The 15,677-nt window shown below is 74.2% G+C and carries 13 protein-coding genes; 1 reads left to right on the top strand and 12 read right to left on the bottom strand.

All coding sequences use genetic code 11. The features are described from left to right. Nucleotides 1-53: 53 nt before the first annotated feature. The 4 genes from infB to rimP form a co-directional block, all read right to left on the bottom strand. Complete coding sequence (infB, locus tag M3185_RS08020) at nt 54-2,927, bottom strand: translation initiation factor IF-2 (RefSeq protein WP_251333138.1); 2,874 nt, start codon at nt 2,925-2,927, stop codon at nt 54-56. A gap of 145 nt (nt 2,928-3,072) precedes the next feature. Beyond that, nucleotides 3,073-3,414: a YlxR family protein gene (locus tag M3185_RS08015; protein WP_251333137.1), complete on the bottom strand. Its 342-nt coding sequence runs from the start codon at nt 3,412-3,414 to the stop codon at nt 3,073-3,075. A gap of 258 nt (nt 3,415-3,672) precedes the next feature. Continuing rightward, nucleotides 3,673-4,653 carry a transcription termination factor NusA gene (gene nusA / locus M3185_RS08010; RefSeq protein ID WP_251333136.1) on the bottom strand — a complete coding sequence of 327 codons (981 nt, stop codon included), beginning with the start codon at nt 4,651-4,653 and terminating at the stop codon, nt 3,673-3,675. Nucleotides 4,654-4,840: 187 nt separating this feature from the next. Continuing rightward, nucleotides 4,841-5,359: a ribosome maturation factor RimP gene (gene rimP / locus M3185_RS08005; RefSeq protein WP_251333135.1), complete on the bottom strand. Its 519-nt coding sequence runs from the start codon at nt 5,357-5,359 to the stop codon at nt 4,841-4,843. A gap of 107 nt (nt 5,360-5,466) precedes the next feature. On the opposite strand from rimP, the gene M3185_RS08000 reads away from it, so the two are divergent. Further along, complete coding sequence (locus tag M3185_RS08000) at nt 5,467-6,468, top strand: hypothetical protein (RefSeq protein ID WP_251333134.1); 1,002 nt, start codon at nt 5,467-5,469, stop codon at nt 6,466-6,468. Between the two features lie 4 nt (nt 6,469-6,472). Here M3185_RS08000 and M3185_RS07995 read toward each other — a convergent pair whose 3' ends face one another. The 8 genes from M3185_RS07995 to M3185_RS07960 form a co-directional block, all read right to left on the bottom strand. Beyond that, entirely contained in the window at nt 6,473-7,285 is an 813-nt protein-coding gene (locus M3185_RS07995) for a sulfite exporter TauE/SafE family protein (RefSeq protein WP_374238481.1), read from the bottom strand. Nucleotides 7,286-7,290: 5 nt separating this feature from the next. Then, nucleotides 7,291-9,090 carry a proline--tRNA ligase gene (locus tag M3185_RS07990; protein ID WP_251333133.1) on the bottom strand — a complete coding sequence of 600 codons (1,800 nt, stop codon included), beginning with the start codon at nt 9,088-9,090 and terminating at the stop codon, nt 7,291-7,293. Nucleotides 9,091-9,249: 159 nt separating this feature from the next. Beyond that, the gene (locus tag M3185_RS07985; RefSeq protein WP_251333132.1) at nt 9,250-10,104 is read right to left on the bottom strand and encodes a GNAT family N-acetyltransferase; all 855 of its coding nucleotides are present in this window, start codon (nt 10,102-10,104) and stop codon (nt 9,250-9,252) included. A gap of 18 nt (nt 10,105-10,122) precedes the next feature. Next, the gene (gene ispG, locus M3185_RS07980; RefSeq protein WP_251333131.1) at nt 10,123-11,289 is read right to left on the bottom strand and encodes a flavodoxin-dependent (E)-4-hydroxy-3-methylbut-2-enyl-diphosphate synthase; all 1,167 of its coding nucleotides are present in this window, start codon (nt 11,287-11,289) and stop codon (nt 10,123-10,125) included. Nucleotides 11,290-11,450: 161 nt separating this feature from the next. After that, nucleotides 11,451-12,785 carry a M50 family metallopeptidase gene (locus M3185_RS07975; RefSeq protein WP_251333130.1) on the bottom strand — a complete coding sequence of 445 codons (1,335 nt, stop codon included), beginning with the start codon at nt 12,783-12,785 and terminating at the stop codon, nt 11,451-11,453. Nucleotides 12,786-12,996: 211 nt separating this feature from the next. Beyond that, a complete protein-coding gene (locus tag M3185_RS07970) occupies nt 12,997-13,596 on the bottom strand; it encodes a methionine ABC transporter permease (protein WP_251333144.1) in 600 nt (199 codons plus the stop codon). 56 nt (nt 13,597-13,652) lie between these two features. Next, nucleotides 13,653-14,729 carry a methionine ABC transporter ATP-binding protein gene (locus tag M3185_RS07965; protein ID WP_251333129.1) on the bottom strand — a complete coding sequence of 359 codons (1,077 nt, stop codon included), beginning with the start codon at nt 14,727-14,729 and terminating at the stop codon, nt 13,653-13,655. Continuing rightward, nucleotides 14,726-15,601 carry a MetQ/NlpA family ABC transporter substrate-binding protein gene (locus tag M3185_RS07960; protein ID WP_251333128.1) on the bottom strand — a complete coding sequence of 292 codons (876 nt, stop codon included), beginning with the start codon at nt 15,599-15,601 and terminating at the stop codon, nt 14,726-14,728. The genes M3185_RS07965 and M3185_RS07960 overlap by 4 nt, the downstream gene beginning before the upstream one ends. Between the last annotated feature and the right edge of the window lie 76 nt (nt 15,602-15,677).

The following is a 15,677-nucleotide window of genomic DNA, read 5'->3' as shown; positions in this document are numbered from 1 at the left end:
CCGGGCCCCCCGCCGGACGGGCCCCGCACGCGCGGTGCGGGGCCCGGGACGGGTCAGGCGCGCGGCTTCTCGCGCATCTCCCACGTCTCGATGAGGTCGCCCTCGTGGATGTCGTTGAAGGAGCCGAGCCCGATACCGCACTCGTAGCCCTCGCGGACTTCCGTCGCGTCGTCCTTGAACCGGCGCAGCGAGTCGATCGAGAGGTTGTCCGCGACCACGCTGCCGTCCCGGACCAGCCGGGCCTTGGCGTTGCGGCGGATGACGCCCTTGGTGATGTAGGCACCCGCGATGTTGCCCCACTTCGAGGAGCGGTACACCTCGCGGATCTCGGCGGTGCCGAGCGCCACCTCCTCGTACTCCGGCTTGAGCATGCCCTTGAGCGCGCTCTCGACCTCGTCGATGGCGTTGTAGATCACCGAGTAGAACTTCATCTCGACGCCCTCGCGGTCGGCCAGCTCCGCCACGCGCTCGGCGGGGCGGACGTTGAAGCCGATGATGACCGCGTTGTCCACGGTCGCCAGGTTGACGTCGTTCTGGGTGATCGCACCGACACCGCGGTGGATGACGCGCAGCTGGACCTCGTCGCCCACGTCGATCTTGAGCAGCGAGTCCTCGAGCGCCTCGACGGCACCGGACACGTCGCCCTTGATGATGAGGTTGAGCGTGTCGATCTTGCCCGCGGCCACCGCCTCGTCGAAGGACTCGAGGGTGATCCGCTTGCGGCGCTTCGCGAGCTGGGCGTTGCGGTCCGCGGCCTGGCGCTTCTCGGCGATCTGGCGCGCGGTGCGCTCCTCCTCGGTGGCGAGGAAGGTGTCGCCCGCCCGGGGCACCGAGTTGAGCCCGAGCACCTGCACGGGGCGCGAGGGACCGGCCGACTCCACGGGCTTGCCGTTCTCGTCGAACATGGCCCGCACGCGGCCGTACGCGCCGCCGGCGACGATCGCGTCGCCGACCTCCAGCGTGCCCGACTGCACGAGCACGGTCGAGACCGCGCCGCGGCCCTTGTCGAGGTTGGCCTCGATGGCCACGCCGCGGGCGTCCTTGTTCGGGTTCGCCAGCAGCTCGAGGGCGCCGTCCGCGGTCAGGATCACCGCGTCGAGCAGGTCGTCGATATGCAGGTTCTGGCGCGCGGAGACGTCGACGAACATGGTGTCGCCGCCGTACTCCTCGGGGACCAGGCCGTACTCGGTGAGCTGGCCGCGGATCTTCTCCGGGTTCGCCTCGGGCTTGTCGATCTTGTTCACCGCGACGACGATCGGCACGCCGGCCGCCTGCGCGTGGTTGAGCGCCTCGACCGTCTGCGGCATGACGCCGTCGTCGGCGGCGACCACGAGCACGGCGATGTCGGTCACCTGGGCACCACGGGCACGCATGGCGGTGAACGCCTCGTGGCCCGGGGTGTCGATGAACGTGATCTGCCGCTCCTCGCCGTCCACCTCGGTGCTGATCTGGTAGGCGCCGATGTGCTGAGTGATGCCACCGGCCTCCCCCTCGATCACCTTGGTGTTGCGGATGGCGTCGAGCAGGCGGGTCTTGCCGTGGTCGACGTGACCCATCACGGTCACGACCGGCGGGCGGGCCTCGAGGACGTCCTCGCCCTCGGCCGCGGCCTCGGCGTCCAGGTCGATGTCGAAGGACTCGAAGAGCTCGCGCTCCTCGTCCTCCGGGGAGACGACCTGGATCTGGTAGCCGAGCTCGGCGCCCAGCAGCTGGAACGTCTCCTCGTCCAGCGACTGCGTCTGGGTCGCCATCTCACCGAGGTGGATGAGCACGGTCACCAGCGAGGCCGGGTTCGCGTTGATCTTCTCCGCGAAGTCCGTCAGCGACGCGCCGCGGCGCAGCCGCACGACCGTGGTGCCGTCGCCGTGGGGAACGGAGACGCCACCGACGGTCGGGGCCTTCATCTGCTCGAGCTCCTGGCGCTTCGCCCGCTTCGACTTGCGCTGCTTGCCGCGCGCACCGCCGCGCCCGAAGGCGCCCTGGGTGCCGCCGCGGCCGCCGCGGCCGGGGCCGCCGCCGGGACGGGAGAACCCGCCGCCCGCAGCACCACCGCCGGGACCGCCGCGACGGGGACCGCCCGCGCCGCCGGCGGGGCGCGAACCGATCGGGGCGACGCCGGAGGTGTGGCCGGGCATCATGTTGGGGCTGGGGCGCGGCCCGCCGGGGCGGGGACCGCCCTGGGGACGGGGACCGCCCTGGCCCTGCGGACGGGGGCCGCCCTGGCCCTGGGGACGGGGACCGCCCTGGCGCTCCGGCCGCCCGGAGCGCATGCCCTGCTGGGCCGCGAACGGGTTGTTGCCCGGACGGGGACCGGCCGGACGGGGAGCACCGGGACGCGGGGCCGCCGAGCCCGGACGGGGCGCGGCAGCACCCGGGCGCGGGGCGGCGGCACCGGGCCGCGGGGCGTCGGCACCCGGACGGGGCGCGGCAGCACCGGGCCGCGGGGCGGCGGCACCGGGACGGGGCGCACCCTGCCCGCGGGACATGCCCTGCTGGCTGGAGAACGGGTTGTTGCCGGGCCGCGGGGCGGACCCCGGGGCCTTGGCGCCCGGGGAGGCCGGGCGCTCGGCGGCGGGACGCGCAGCCGCGGACGGCTGCTGGGCGCGCGGGGCCGGCCGCTCGGCCGGCGCCGCGGCCGGGGCGGGCGCGGCGGTGCTGGGCTTGGCCGGGGCGCCGGGGCGGGTGCCGGGCTTGGGGCCCGTGCCCGGGCGGGGCGCGGCGGACGCACGGCTCTCGGCCGGGCGCGCCGGGGCGGCGCCCTTGTCCGCCTTACCGGCGAACGCGGAGCGCAGCTTCTTGGCGACGGGGGGCTCGACGGTCGAGGACGCACCTCGGACGAACTCACCCAGGGACTGAAGCGTGGTGATCGCTTCTTTGGACGTTATTCCGAGCTCTTTCGCGAGCTCGTGAACGCGGGGCTTGGCCACTTCTCTCCTGTCTCGGTTCGCACCGAAACAGGCACGAACCACTTATTTTCCGTTGAGGCTCCCGGAGTCCTCCCGGCCGTCGAGGACGGCGCGGGGACGCGGGAGGCCGCTGGCAGAGCACAACGAAGCACTCATCGCTGGGCACTCATCGGTTTTCCATGGGTTCTCTGACTCGCTTTCCAGTTCCGACCCGCGAGGGGACGTGGTCTCCGGTCCGGTCGGACCGCGCGGGCTGCCGTCCGGGGACGGCCGTGGTCGGCACTCGTGCGCCCGGGCGCCGGGCCGTCCGCGAGGACAGCAGGGCGCCCAGTGCGGGGGCGATCCCCTCGGCGTCCACGGGTCCCCGGAACGCGCGCTGGAAGGCGCGCCGGCGCAGGGCCGTGTCCAGGCACTCGAGGGAGGGGTGGAGCCAGGCTCCACGACCGCCGAGGCGGCCGGTCCGGTCGAGGACGGCCCTGGGGCCGTTCCCGGACGTCTCGGTCGCCACACGTACGAGCTGGTCAGGGTGTTCGGTGGTCCGGCATCCGACGCACGTGCGGCGGGAGTCTGCACTCACTCGCGTCGTACTCCTCGTCTCGCGCCGGGACGCCGGAAACGCCCCGCGGCGCGCTCACCCGGCGCCGGACAGGGACCACCAACGGTCTGACCGCTGTCCAGTCTATCGCGGCGCGGCCCGGGGACCGAATCCGGGCACGCGGGGGCGCCCCGGCGCGGGCGGCGGCCGGGGAGCGGGGCGGAACGGGCGTCAGTCGCGGGCGGCGGCCTTGGACTCGGAAACGATGTCGATCCGCCACCCGGTGAGCTTGGCGGCGAGGCGGGCGTTCTGGCCCTCCTTGCCGATGGCCAGGGACAACTGGGTGTCGGGCACGACGGCGCGGGAGGACCGGGCGCGCTCGTCGAGCACCTGCACCCGGGTGACCTTCGACGGGGACAGGGCGCTGGCGATGAACCGGGCGGGGTCCTCGGACCAGTCCACGATGTCGATCTTCTCGTCGTGCAGCTCGTTCATCACCGCGCGCACGCGGGAGCCCATCTCGCCGATGCACGCGCCCTTCGCGTTGATCCCCTGCTTGGTGGCGCGCACCGCGATCTTGGTGCGGTGCCCGGCCTCGCGGGCGATCGCCATGATCTCGACCGAGCCGTCGGCGATCTCGGGGACCTCCATCTCGAACAGCCGGCGCACCAGGTCCGGGTGCGAGCGGGAGAGCGTGATGGAGGGGCCCTTCATCCCGCGCTTGACCTCGACGACGAACGCGCGGATGCGGGCGCCGTGGGGGTACTTCTCGCCGGGGGCCTGCTCGTGCGGGGGCAGCACGCCCTCCACCGTCCCGAGGTCGACCTGCACCATGTGCGGGTTGTGGCCCTGCTGGATCTGCCCGGAGACGATCTCGCCCTCCCGGCCCTTGAAGTGCCCGAGCACGGCGTCGTCCTCGACGTCGCGCAGCCGCTGCAGGATGACCTGCCGGGCCGTGGACGCGGCGATCCGCCCGAAGCCGGCCGGGGTGTCGTCGAACTCCCCCACCGCGGTGCCGTCCTCGTCGAGCTCGGGCGCCCAGATGGTGACGTGGCCGGTCTTGCGCTCGATCTGCGCCCGGGCGCCCGGCAGCGCGCCGGGGGTCTTCTGGTAGGCCAGCAGCAGGGCCTGCTCGATGGTGGGGATGAGCAGGTCCACGGGGATGTCGCGCTCACGCTCCAGCAGTCGGAGGGTGCTCATATCGATGTCCATGTCCGGCCTTCCTCACTGTCGACCCCGGGGACGAAACAGCGCACCGTCACGGGGACGGAGCGCTGCCACGGGTCATGTTCGCACTGTTGTCGTTGCACTCGGTTGTCGTCGCACTGCCCACCGCGGCGCCGGGGGCGCGGCGGTGTCAACGGCACATCTTACACTCGCACCCGCGGCGGGTGGCCGCTCAGTCCGTGAACTCGACCTCGACCTTGGCGCGCCGCACGGCCTCGAACGCCCAGCGCTCGGGGTCCAGCAGGCGCGGCGGCATCCCCTTCTTGGCCTGGTGGCTGCGCTGCAGGACGACGCCGTCCTCGCCCACCTCCAGCAGCCGGGCCGTGAACTTCTCGCCCTCCACGGGCGTGACCCGCACGAGCCGGCCGACGGAGCGCCGCCAGTGCCGGGGCGCCACGAGCTCCCGGGTGGCGCCCGGCGAGGAGACCTCCAGCTCGTAGGCGGAGCCGGGCACGGGGTCGTCCCGGTCCAGGGCGTCGGACAGGGCGCGGGCGACCTCGGCGACCCGGTCCAGGTCCACGCTGTCGGTGCGGTCCTCGGGCAGGTCGACCAGCACCTGCAGGACCAGTCCCGTGCTGTTGGTCTTCAGGGCCACGTCCTCCAGGACGAGCCCCGCCTCCTCCACCACGGGGCCGAGCAGCTCGGCCAGTCGCTGACGGTCGTCGGGTCCGGTGGTGCTGTGCTCGCTCACGGGGGCTCCTGCGGGGTCGGGACGGGCGGGGAACGGTCCTGGAAATCCTATGATGGACCCGGACCGCCGATTCCCCCATCCCGATCACCGCCCCCAGGAGCCGCCCGGTGACGCAGCGCCCCACGCCCGCCCGGTGGGCCCTGCCGGCCGTGCTGGCGCTCCTGCTCGGCAGCGGCGCCGCGGGCGGCTGGTGGCTCGAGGCCGGGCGCCCGGTGCCCGCGGACGAGCTCGCCCGGGCCGACGCCTGGCGGCGCACCGAGGCCCTGCTCGGCGGCCCGTCCCTGGCGGCGCTGGACGCGGAGCAGCAGGCCGCGGTGCGCGAGGACCTGCGGCGCCAGCTCGGGGCCCTCGCCCCGGCCCCCGGCGACCGCGCGGCGGCCGCGGCGCGGGAGCAGCGCCCGGGCGCACCGGCCGGCCCGGCGCCCGAGGTCCTTGCGGCCTCGGCCCGGACGCTGGCCGACGACGCCCTCGCGGTGGCCGATCCCGCCCTGGCCCGGGTGCTCGCCGCGGCCGCGGCCTCCCGCGCCACGACGGCCCGGCAGCTCGCGGGGCGGCCCGCCGCTCCCCCGCCCTCCGGCGCGCTGTGCGCCCCGGACGAGAGCACTGCGGACGAGAAGAGCACTGCGGACGAGAAGAGCACTGCGGACGAGGACGCGACGGACGGGGGCGCGACGGACCGCGGGGGGCCGGCGGCGGGCACCGTGCTGTGGTCGGCGCTGGACCGGGCCGGCTACGCCTTCGAGGCGCTGTCCGCGCGCGCCGAGCTCGCCCCGGCGGGATCCCCCTCGGCCGCGGCCCTGGACGACGCCGCCGCGCGGACCCGGCGGCTGCTCGCGGGCCCCGTCGCCCGCGGCGTGCTGGCGGCCGAGCCGGGCCTGCCGGCGGGCGCGTACGTGCTCCCGGACGGGGCCGCCGAGCACCCCGGTGCGGCCGCGGCGACGGCGGCGGCCGACGTGCAGGCCGCGGCCGCGCACGTGCTCGGCCACGCCGGGGCCGGGACCCGGTGCTGGGCGCTCGCCGCGCTCGAGCAGGCCGGCGGCGTGCGGGCGGGGCTCACGGGCGAGGTCGACGCCCTGCCGGGGATCGCCGGGGACGGCGCCGGGCCGTGACGGGTCAGGCCCCGCGCGCCACGTCGGCGCCGAGCTTGAGGATCAGCGCCGTGACGACCACGAGGAAGACCACCCGGATGAACCGGCTGCCCCGGGCGACCGCGGTGCGCGCCCCGAGGTAGCCGCCCACCATGTTGGACAGGCCCAGGGCCAGCCCCAGGCCCCACAGCACCGAGCCGTGGCCGACGAAGAACACCAGCGCGCCCACGTTGGTGGCGAGGTTGACAATCTTCGCCTTCGCGCTCGCCGCGAGGAAGCTGTAGCCGAGCAGGGTGATCATGGCGATGACGAGGAAGGAGCCCGTGCCCGGGCCCATCACCCCGTCGTAGACGCCGATCACCGTCCCGATCACCATCGCGGTGCCGTAGTGGCGGGCCCCGCTGTGGCGCAGCTCGGTGAGCTGGCCGACGGTGGGCTGGGCCACCGTGAACAGCAGCACGGCGGCCAGGGCCGCCAGGATGATCGGGCGGAACACCTCCTCCGGCAGGGAGGCCGCGAGCGCCGCCCCGCCGAAGCTTCCGGCCAGCGCGACCCCGGCCATGGGCAGGGCGGTGCGCAGGTCCGGGGAGGTGCGCCGGTAGTAGGTCAGCGCGCTCGTGGCGGTGCCGAAGACGGAGCCCATCTTGTTGGTGGCCAGCGCCTGGACCGGGCTGATCCCGGGCACCATGAGCACCACGGGCAGCTGCAGCAGCCCGCCGCCGCCCACGACGGCGTCGACGAACCCGGCGGCGAGGCCGGCCACGACGAGCAGCGCCACGACGCCGGGGTCGACCTGCTCCAGGCCCGAGGTCCCCGGCCAGGCCCCGAGCAGCTCCACGGGGCTCAGCCGCGCACGGCGGCGGCCACGGTCGCCGCCACGCCCTCGCGGGGGACGTCCTGGGCGACGCCGCCGGCGCGGTCCTTGAGCTCGAGGACGCCGTCCTTGAGCCCGCGGCCCACCACCAGGACGGTGGGCACGCCGAGCAGCTCGGCGTCGCCGAACTTCACGCCCGGGGAGACCTTGGGGCGGTCGTCGAAGAGGACCTCGAGGCCCTCGGCCTCGAGCTCGGCCACGATCCGCTCGGCCTCCTCGAGCACCTCGGCGCCCTTGCCGGTGGCGACCACGTGGACGTCGGCCGGGGCGACCTGGCGGGGCCAGATCAGGCCCCTGTCGTCGTGGTAGGCCTCGGCCAGGGCGGCGACGGCGCGGGTGACGCCGATGCCGTAGGAGCCCATCGTCACCGTGACGAGCTTGCCGTTGCGGTCCAGGACCTTCAGCCCGAGCGCCTCGGCGTACTTGCGGCCGAGCTGGAAGATGTGGCCCATCTCGATGCCGCGGGCGGCCTCGAGGGGCCCGGAGCCGTCGGGGGCGGGGTCGCCCGCGCGGACCTCGGCGCACTCCACGACGCCGTCCCAGGTGAAGTCGCGCCCGGCCGTGAGGTCGTAGACGTGCTTGCCGGCCACGTTGGCGCCGGTGACCCAGCGGGTGCCGCGGACCACGCGCGGGTCCACGAAGTAGCTGATGCCGGTGGCGGACTCCTCGCCGAGCAGGGCCTGGTCCGGGCTCAGCCCGGGACCGATGTAGCCCTTGACGAGCTGCGGGACGGCCGCGAGGTCGGCCTCCCCGGCGGCCTCGACCACGAGCTCGCCGGCGATGCCGAGCAGGGCGCCGATCCCGGCCTCGACCCGCTTGAGGTCGACGGCGCGGTCGCCGGGCAGGCCGACGGCCACGAGACGGCGTTCGCCCTCGGGCAGCACGACGACGAGGACGACGTTCTTCAGGGTGTCGGCGGCGGTCCAGTGGCCCTCGGGGCGGGGGTGCAGCTCGTTGGAGCGCTCGACGAGGGTGTCGATGGTGGTGCTGTCGGGGGTCTCCAGGACGCGGGCCTCGGGCGCGGCGGCGACGTCGAGCTCCTCGGGCACCACGGTGGTGACCGCCTCGACGTTGGCCGCGTAGCCACCGGCCGAGCGCACGAACGTGTCCTCGCCGATCTCGGTGGGGTGCAGGAACTCCTCGGAGCGGGACCCGCCCATGGCCCCGGACTGCGCCGAGACGGCCACAACAGGCAGGCCGAGGCGCTCGAAGATCCGCAGGTAGGCCCCGCGGTGGGCGGCGTAGGACTCGTCGAGCCCGGCGTCGTCGACGTCGAAGGAGTAGGAGTCCTTCATGATGAACTCGCGGCCGCGCAGCAGCCCGGCCCGGGGGCGGGCCTCGTCCCGGTACTTGTTCTGGATCTGGTAGAGGGTGACCGGCAGGTCCTTGTAGGAGGAGTACAGGTCCTTGACGAGCAGGGTGAACATCTCCTCGTGCGTGGGCGCGAGGAGGTAGTCGGCGTCCTTGCGGTCCTTGAGCCGGAAGAGGTTCTCGCCGTACTCGGTCCACCGGTTGGTGACCTCGTAGGGCTCGCGCGGCAGCAGGGCCGGGAAGTGGACCTCCTGGGCGCCGATCGCGTCCATCTCCTCCCGCACGATCCGCTCGACCTTCCCCAGCACCCGCAGCCCCATCGGCAGCCAGGTGTAGACCCCGGGGGCGGCCCGGCGGATGTAGCCGGCGCGCACGAGCAGCTTGTGGCTGTCCACCTCGGCGTCGACGGGGTCTTCGCGGAGGGTCCGCAGGAACAGGGAGGAGAGGCGCAGCGCCACGAGGGCTCCGTTTCTCCCGGGGAGCGCGGCGAGGTGCTGCCGGGCCCGGGGCGTCGTGGGGTGGGGCGCCGGGGGCGCCGGGAACTGCGCTCAAATCTACACCCCCGGCACCGGCCCCCGTGCCGCGTCCCGGGACGGGCCGGGCGGTCCGGGCGGGCCTCAGAGCAGGACCGTGGCGAACGTCCCGACCCGCTCGAAGCCCACGCGCCGGTAGGTGGCGAGGGCCGGGGTGTTGTAGTCGTTGACGTAGAGGCTCACCACGGGGGTGTGCCGGCGGGCCAGCCGCACGGCCGCGGCCATGCAGGGCACGGCGAGGCCCTCCCCCCGGCGCGCGGGATCGACCCACACGCCCTGCACCTGCGCGACCCCGCGGGCCACGGAGCCCAGGTCGGCCTTGAACACGACGCGGCCGGACCCGTCGGTGAGCACCAGGCACCGCCCGGACTCGACGAGCCCGCGGACGCGTTCGCGGTAGCTGCGGTCCCCGCCCGTGTACGGGGAGTAGCCGACCTCCTCCTCGAACATGGCGGCGCTCGCGGGCAGGACGGCGGGCAGGTCCGCGGCCGTCGCCTCCCGCACCCCCGGGTGCGGCTCCGGGGCGGGGTCGTGGTCGATGGCCAGCAGCGGCTGGACGGGCCGGACGTCGAAGGGCCGCGGCCAGGAGCCCTGGAGCCGGGACCACAGGCCCAGGACCAGCTCGGCGGGGCCGAAGACGGACGCGTGCCGGGACCCGCCCCGGCGCAGGTGCCCGGCGACGAGGTCGAGGCCGGCCTCGTCGAGGGCCACGGGCACGACGTTGGTGCCGACCCAGCAGGCGCCGGTCAGCTCGCCGCCGGGGCCCGCGGTCCCCACGACCGGCGGCACCCGCGAGCCCGTGCCGGTCCGGTACGCCGCGACGTGCGCGGCCACGAAGGCGTGGGCGACCGGGTCGGCGTCGAGCAGCCGGTCGAGCCCGGCGGGGTCGACCTCGCCCGCCGGCACGAGCCGCGGCGCCGTCCTCCCGTGCGTCCTCACGCCCGCGTCACCGGCCAGTCAGCCGACGGACACGACGGGGCTGCCCGCTGCGGGCTCCCCGTCCTCGTCGGCGGCCATCTCGGCGGCGATGCGGTTGGCCTCCTCGATGAGGGTCTCCACGATCCGGTCCTCCGGCACGGTCTTGACGACCTCGCCCTTGACGAAGATCTGGCCCTTGCCGTTGCCGGAGGCCACGCCGAGGTCGGCCTCGCGGGCCTCGCCCGGGCCGTTGACGACGCAGCCCATGACGGCCACGCGCAGCGGGACCGTGAGCCCCTCGAGGCCCTCGGTCACCTGCTCGGCGAGGGTGTAGACGTCCACCTGGGCGCGTCCGCACGAGGGGCAGGAGACGATCTCGAGCTTGCGGGGGCGCAGACCGAGGGACTGCAGGATCTGGTTGCCGACCTTGACCTCCTCGACGGGCGGGGCCGAGAGGGACACGCGGATGGTGTCGCCGATGCCCTGCGAGAGCAGCGCGCCGAAGGCGGTGGCGGACTTGATGGTGCCCTGGAACGCGGGCCCGGCCTCGGTCACGCCCAGGTGCAGCGGCCAGTCCCCGCGCTCGGCGAGCAGCTGGTAGGCGCGCACCATGGTGACGGGGTCGTTGTGCTTGACGGAGATCTTGAAGTCGTGGAAGTCGTGCTCCTCGAACAGGGACGCCTCCCACACGGCGGACTCCACGAGGGCCTCCGGGGTGGCCCGGCCGTACTTGTCCATGATCCGCTTGTCGAGCGAGCCCGCGTTGACGCCGATCCGGATGGAGACCCCCGCGTCCTTGGCCTCCCGGGCGATCTGCTTGACCTGGTCGTCGAACCTGCGGATGTTGCCCGGGTTCACGCGCACGCCCGCGCACCCGGCCTCGATGGCCGCGTACACGTACTTGGGCTGGAAGTGGATGTCCGCGATCACCGGGATCGGGGACTTCATCGCGATGATCGGCAGGGCGTCGGCGTCGTCCTGGGAGGGGCAGGCCACCCGGACGATGTCGCACCCGGAGGCGGTAAGCTCGGCGATCTGCTGCAGGGTCGCGTTGATGTCGGTCGTGGGGGTGGTCGTCATGGACTGCACGCTCACCGGCGAGTCGGAGCCGACGCCCACGGACCCGACCCGGATCTGCCGGGTCCTCCGGCGCGGGGACAGGACGGGCTGGGGCGCGGCGGGCATGCCGAGGCTGACCGGGGTCAAGGGGTTCCTCCGAGGAATCGAGGGCAGGAGCGGTGGGGTCGGGACCCGCGCGGCGGGCCCGTCGTCGTCTCCCATTGTGCCCCATGCCCCCGCGGCCCACCCGGGCGGCGGGGCGTGATTCCTCCCTCGCCGAACGCCGCGGCCCGCTCGGGCCCCGGGGCTCAGAAGAGCTGCACGGGCTTGACGATGTCCGCGTAGACGAGCAGCACGGACATCCCGACCATCAGCGCGGCCACGGCGTACGTCAGGGGCAGCAGCCGGGCGGGGTCGAAGGGTCCGGGGTCGGCGCGCCCGAGCAGGCGGGCGCCCCCGCGGCGCAGCGCCTCCCACAGCGCCCCCGCCACGTGCCCGCCGTCCAGCGGCAGCAGGGGCAGGAGGTTGAACACGAACAGGGCCAGGTTCACCGAGCCCACGAGCCCCACGAGGGAGGCGGCCTTGTCCCGCACCGCGATCTCCTCGTGCGCGGCGATCTCCCCGGAGATCCGGCCGATGCCGACCACGGAGATCGGCCCGTCGGGGTCCCGGGGCGCGTCGGAGAACGCCGCCTCGGCCACCTCGTAGACGCGCTGGGGCAGGTGCAGGACCACGCCGGCGATCTGCTCGAGCCCGTCGAGCACCGCGCCGGGGACCGCGCTCGCCGGCTGGCGGACCATCTCGGTGGTGGGGCTGATCCCGACGAACCCGACGTCCTCGTAGAGCGGTTCGCCGTCGTCGCCGGTGGCGGGGGCTCCGGTGTCGTCGAGGGCGGGCCGCGACGAGAGGATCGGGGTGATCGTGGTGCGCACCGTCGCGCCGTCGCGCTCGACGACGACGGGGACCGGCTCCCCGGCCCGATCCCGGATCCGCCGGGTGAGCTCGTCCCACGAGGCGACCGGGGCGCCGTCGAGGGCCGTGACGACGTCCCCGGGGCGCAGCCCGGCGGCGTTCGCGGGGGCCTGCGGGTCCCCGGCCCCGCACTCGGTCTGCCCCGTGGCCTGGCGCTCGGCGGCCACGACGCACTCCGAGACCCAGGCGACGGTCGTGGTGGGCGTCGCGACGCCGAAGCCCATCAGCAGCACCGCGAGGCAGACCGCGCCGAGGAGCAGGTTCATCACGGGCCCGCCGAGCATGATCACGATCCGCTTCGCGACCGGCAGGCGGTAGAAGACCCGCTGCTCGTCGCCGGGCAGCAGCTGGTCGGCGGCGGCGCCGCGGGCCTCGGCGGCGAGCTGCTGGAACGCCCCGGTGCGCGAGGCGCGGGCCGTGGCGCCCTGCCGCGCGGGCGGGTACATGCCGACCATCGAGATGTAGCCGCCCAGCGGCACCGCCTTGAGCCCGTACTCGGTCTCGCCGCGGCGGCGGGAGAAGACGGTGCGCCCGAAGCCGATCATGTACTGGGTGACGCGCACGCCGAAGAGCTTGGCCGGCACGAGGTGGCCGAGCTCGTGCAGGGCGATGGACACCGCGATGGCGAGGGCGGCCAGCAGCACGCCCACGAGGAACAGCACGACGCCCATCCGTCGGACCTCCGGGTTTCGTCGGTGGTCCCCGGCGGGCGCCGGGGACGGTCGGGGGCCGTGCGCGGCACGGCGTGCACCAGTGTGCCCCACGATCCTGGACGGCGCGTGGCAGCCCGGCCCGGCGCGCGCCGCGGGGCCCGGGACGACGACGGCCGGCCGCCTCCCGCAGGAGGCGACCGGCCGTCGTGGCGCGCCGGGGGCCGGAGGGTCAGCGGCGCAGGATGCGGCGGGCCAGCCGGTTGCCCAGGACCTGCACGAGCTGGACCAGGACGACGATCACGGCGACCGCGGCCCAGGTGACCTCGTCGTTGAACCGCTGGTAGCCCAGGCGCAGGGCGAAGTCGCCCAGGCCGCCGGCGCCGATGGCCCCGGCCATCGCGGACATGTCCGTGATGCCGATGACGAGGAACGTGTAGCCGAGCACCAGGGGCCCCAGGGCCTCCGGCAGGATCACGGTGGTGATGATCCGCCCGCGGGAGACCCCCATGGAGCGCGCCGCCTCGACGACGCCGGGGTCCACGCTCATCAAGTTCTGCTCGACGATGCGGGCGACCGCGAACATCGCCCCGATGGTCATGGCGAAGATCGCCGCGTTGGGGCCCAGGCGGGTCCCCACGACGTCCTCGGTGACCGGGCCGAGGGCGGCCAGCAGGATGATGAACGGGATCGGGCGCACGAAGTTCACCACGAGGTTGAGCGCCTCGTGGACCGCACGGTTCTCCAGGATGTTGCCCCGGCGGGTCACGTAGAGCCCCACGCCGGCGAGCAGGCCGAGCACGCCGGCGAGGATCAGGGTGACGGACACCATGTAGAGGGTCTCCCCGAGCGCGGCGAGCAGCTCGGGTCCCAGGACGGACCAGTCGTTCACGCGGCCACCTCTCTCAGGGTCGTGATGCGGGACAGCTCCTCGACCACGTCCTGCACGGCCGCGTCCGCGCCCGTCAGCTCGAAGGTCAGCGACCCGAAGGACTGCTCCTGGAGCACACTGATCCCGCCGTAGGCGATGGTGAAGCGCACGCCGCGGGAGGCGCCGTCGGAGAGCACCCCGCCGATGTCCACGCCGTCGCCGACGTCGACGATCACCAGGCGCCCGCGGTGGGTGCGGCGCAGCCGCTCGACCTCGCGGGCGTCGGGCACCGAGTGCAGCACGGAGGAGACGAAGCGCCGCGCGGTCTCGGTGCGGGGGCGGGCGAAGATGTCCACGGTGGACCCGTGCTCCACGACCTTGCCGTCCTGCATGACGGCCACCCGGTCGGCGATCGCCCGCACGACGTCCATCTCGTGGGTGATGAGCACGATGGTGATGCCGAGCTCCTGGTTGACCCGCTGCAGCACCTGCAGCACCTCCTGGGTCGTCTCGGGGTCGAGGGCCGAGGTGGACTCGTCGGCCAGCAGCAGCTTGGGGTTGGTCGCCAGGGCCCGGGCGATGCCCACGCGCTGCTTCTGCCCGCCCGAGAGCTGCTCCGGGTAGTTGCCCGCGCGCGCGGAGAGCCCCACGAACTCGAGCAGCTCCGCCACCCGCGCCCGGCGCTTCTCCTTGGGCCAGCCGGCCCGCTTGAGCGGGTACTCGACGTTGCCGGCCACGGTCCGGGAGGTGAAGAGGTTGAACTGCTGGAAGATCATGCCGATCTCCCGCCGCACGGGCGCCAGCTCGGTCTCGCTGCGCCCGGCCACCTCGAAGCCCTGCACGGTCAGGGAGCCCGAGGTCACGGGCTCGAGGCCGTTGATCAGGCGCACGAGGGTGGACTTGCCGGCGCCGGAGTAGCCGATCACCCCGAAGATCTCGCCGCGGCGGATCTCCAGGGAGACGCTGTCCACCGCGGTCACCTCGCGCCGGGCGCGGGCGGGCCCCGTCACGAAGGTCTTGGTCACGTCCTGGAAGCGGACGACGACGTCGCCGTCCCCGGACGGGACCGGGCCCGGTCCGACCGGCGCGGTCACTTCTGGAGGTCCTCGGCGTACCGGTCGACGACCTCGATCAGCTGCTCCTGCGGGACGTCCTGGGACACGGCGGTGTTCTTGGTCTCCGCCTGCTCGGCCGCCAGCACGGAGTCCGTGTGGAACAGGTCCGCGACCTGGTGCAGGGTCTCGTCGTCCTTGTTGGCGCCGGTGGCGGCGAAGAAGTTCACGTAGGGCAGGGCGTTGTCGGTGTCCTCGCCGTCGGAGTACAGCGCCGAGTTGGGGTCGATGTCGGCGCGGGACAGGAAGGTGTTGTTGACCACGGCGCCCGCGGTGGAGCTCAGCGACAGCACGGTCTGCTCCGCCGACACCGGGGTGACCTTGACCTTCGAGGCCTCGGTGTCGACGTCCAGCTCGGACGGCGCGGTGGTCTCGGAGGTGAACTCGACGAGCCCGGCGGACTCGAGCAGCAGGAGGGCGCGGGCGAGGTTGATCGCGTCGTTGGGGACCGCGATCTCGTCGCCCTGCTGGATCTGCTCCAGGGAGTCGTAGCGCTCGGAGTACAGGCCCAGCGGGTAGATGGAGGTGGACCCGATCGGGACGATGTCCTCGCCCGAGTTGTTCCGGTAGTCGGCGAGGAACGCCCCGTGCTGGAACCAGTTCATGTCCAGGTCGCCGCTGGTGAGGGCCGCGTTGGGCTGGTTGTAGTCGGTGAACTCCACGAGCTCGACCTCCACGCCCGCGGCCTCGGCCTCCTTGAGGAAGGCCTCGTGCACCTGGGTGCGGCCGTCGGTGCCGATCTTGATGACGCCGTCGTCGTAGGGCGCGGCGGCCTGCTCGGCCCCGCCGCAGGCGGTGAGGGTCAGGCCGAGGGTCGTGGCCAGGGCGATGAGGGGGAGGCGCTGCGATCGCATGTCGTGCCTTTCCGTGGATCCGGGTCTCGAGGTGTCGGCGCCAGGGCTCGGGGCGGCGCTGCGGTCCCGGGCGGGC

Origin of the sequence: Kocuria rosea (assembly GCF_023715525.1) — a bacterium.
Taxonomy (GTDB): Bacteria; Actinomycetota; Actinomycetes; order Actinomycetales; family Micrococcaceae; genus Kocuria; species Kocuria rosea_A.
Note: the sequence above shows the minus strand (reverse complement) of the source record. Positions and strands in the feature narration are given on the sequence as shown.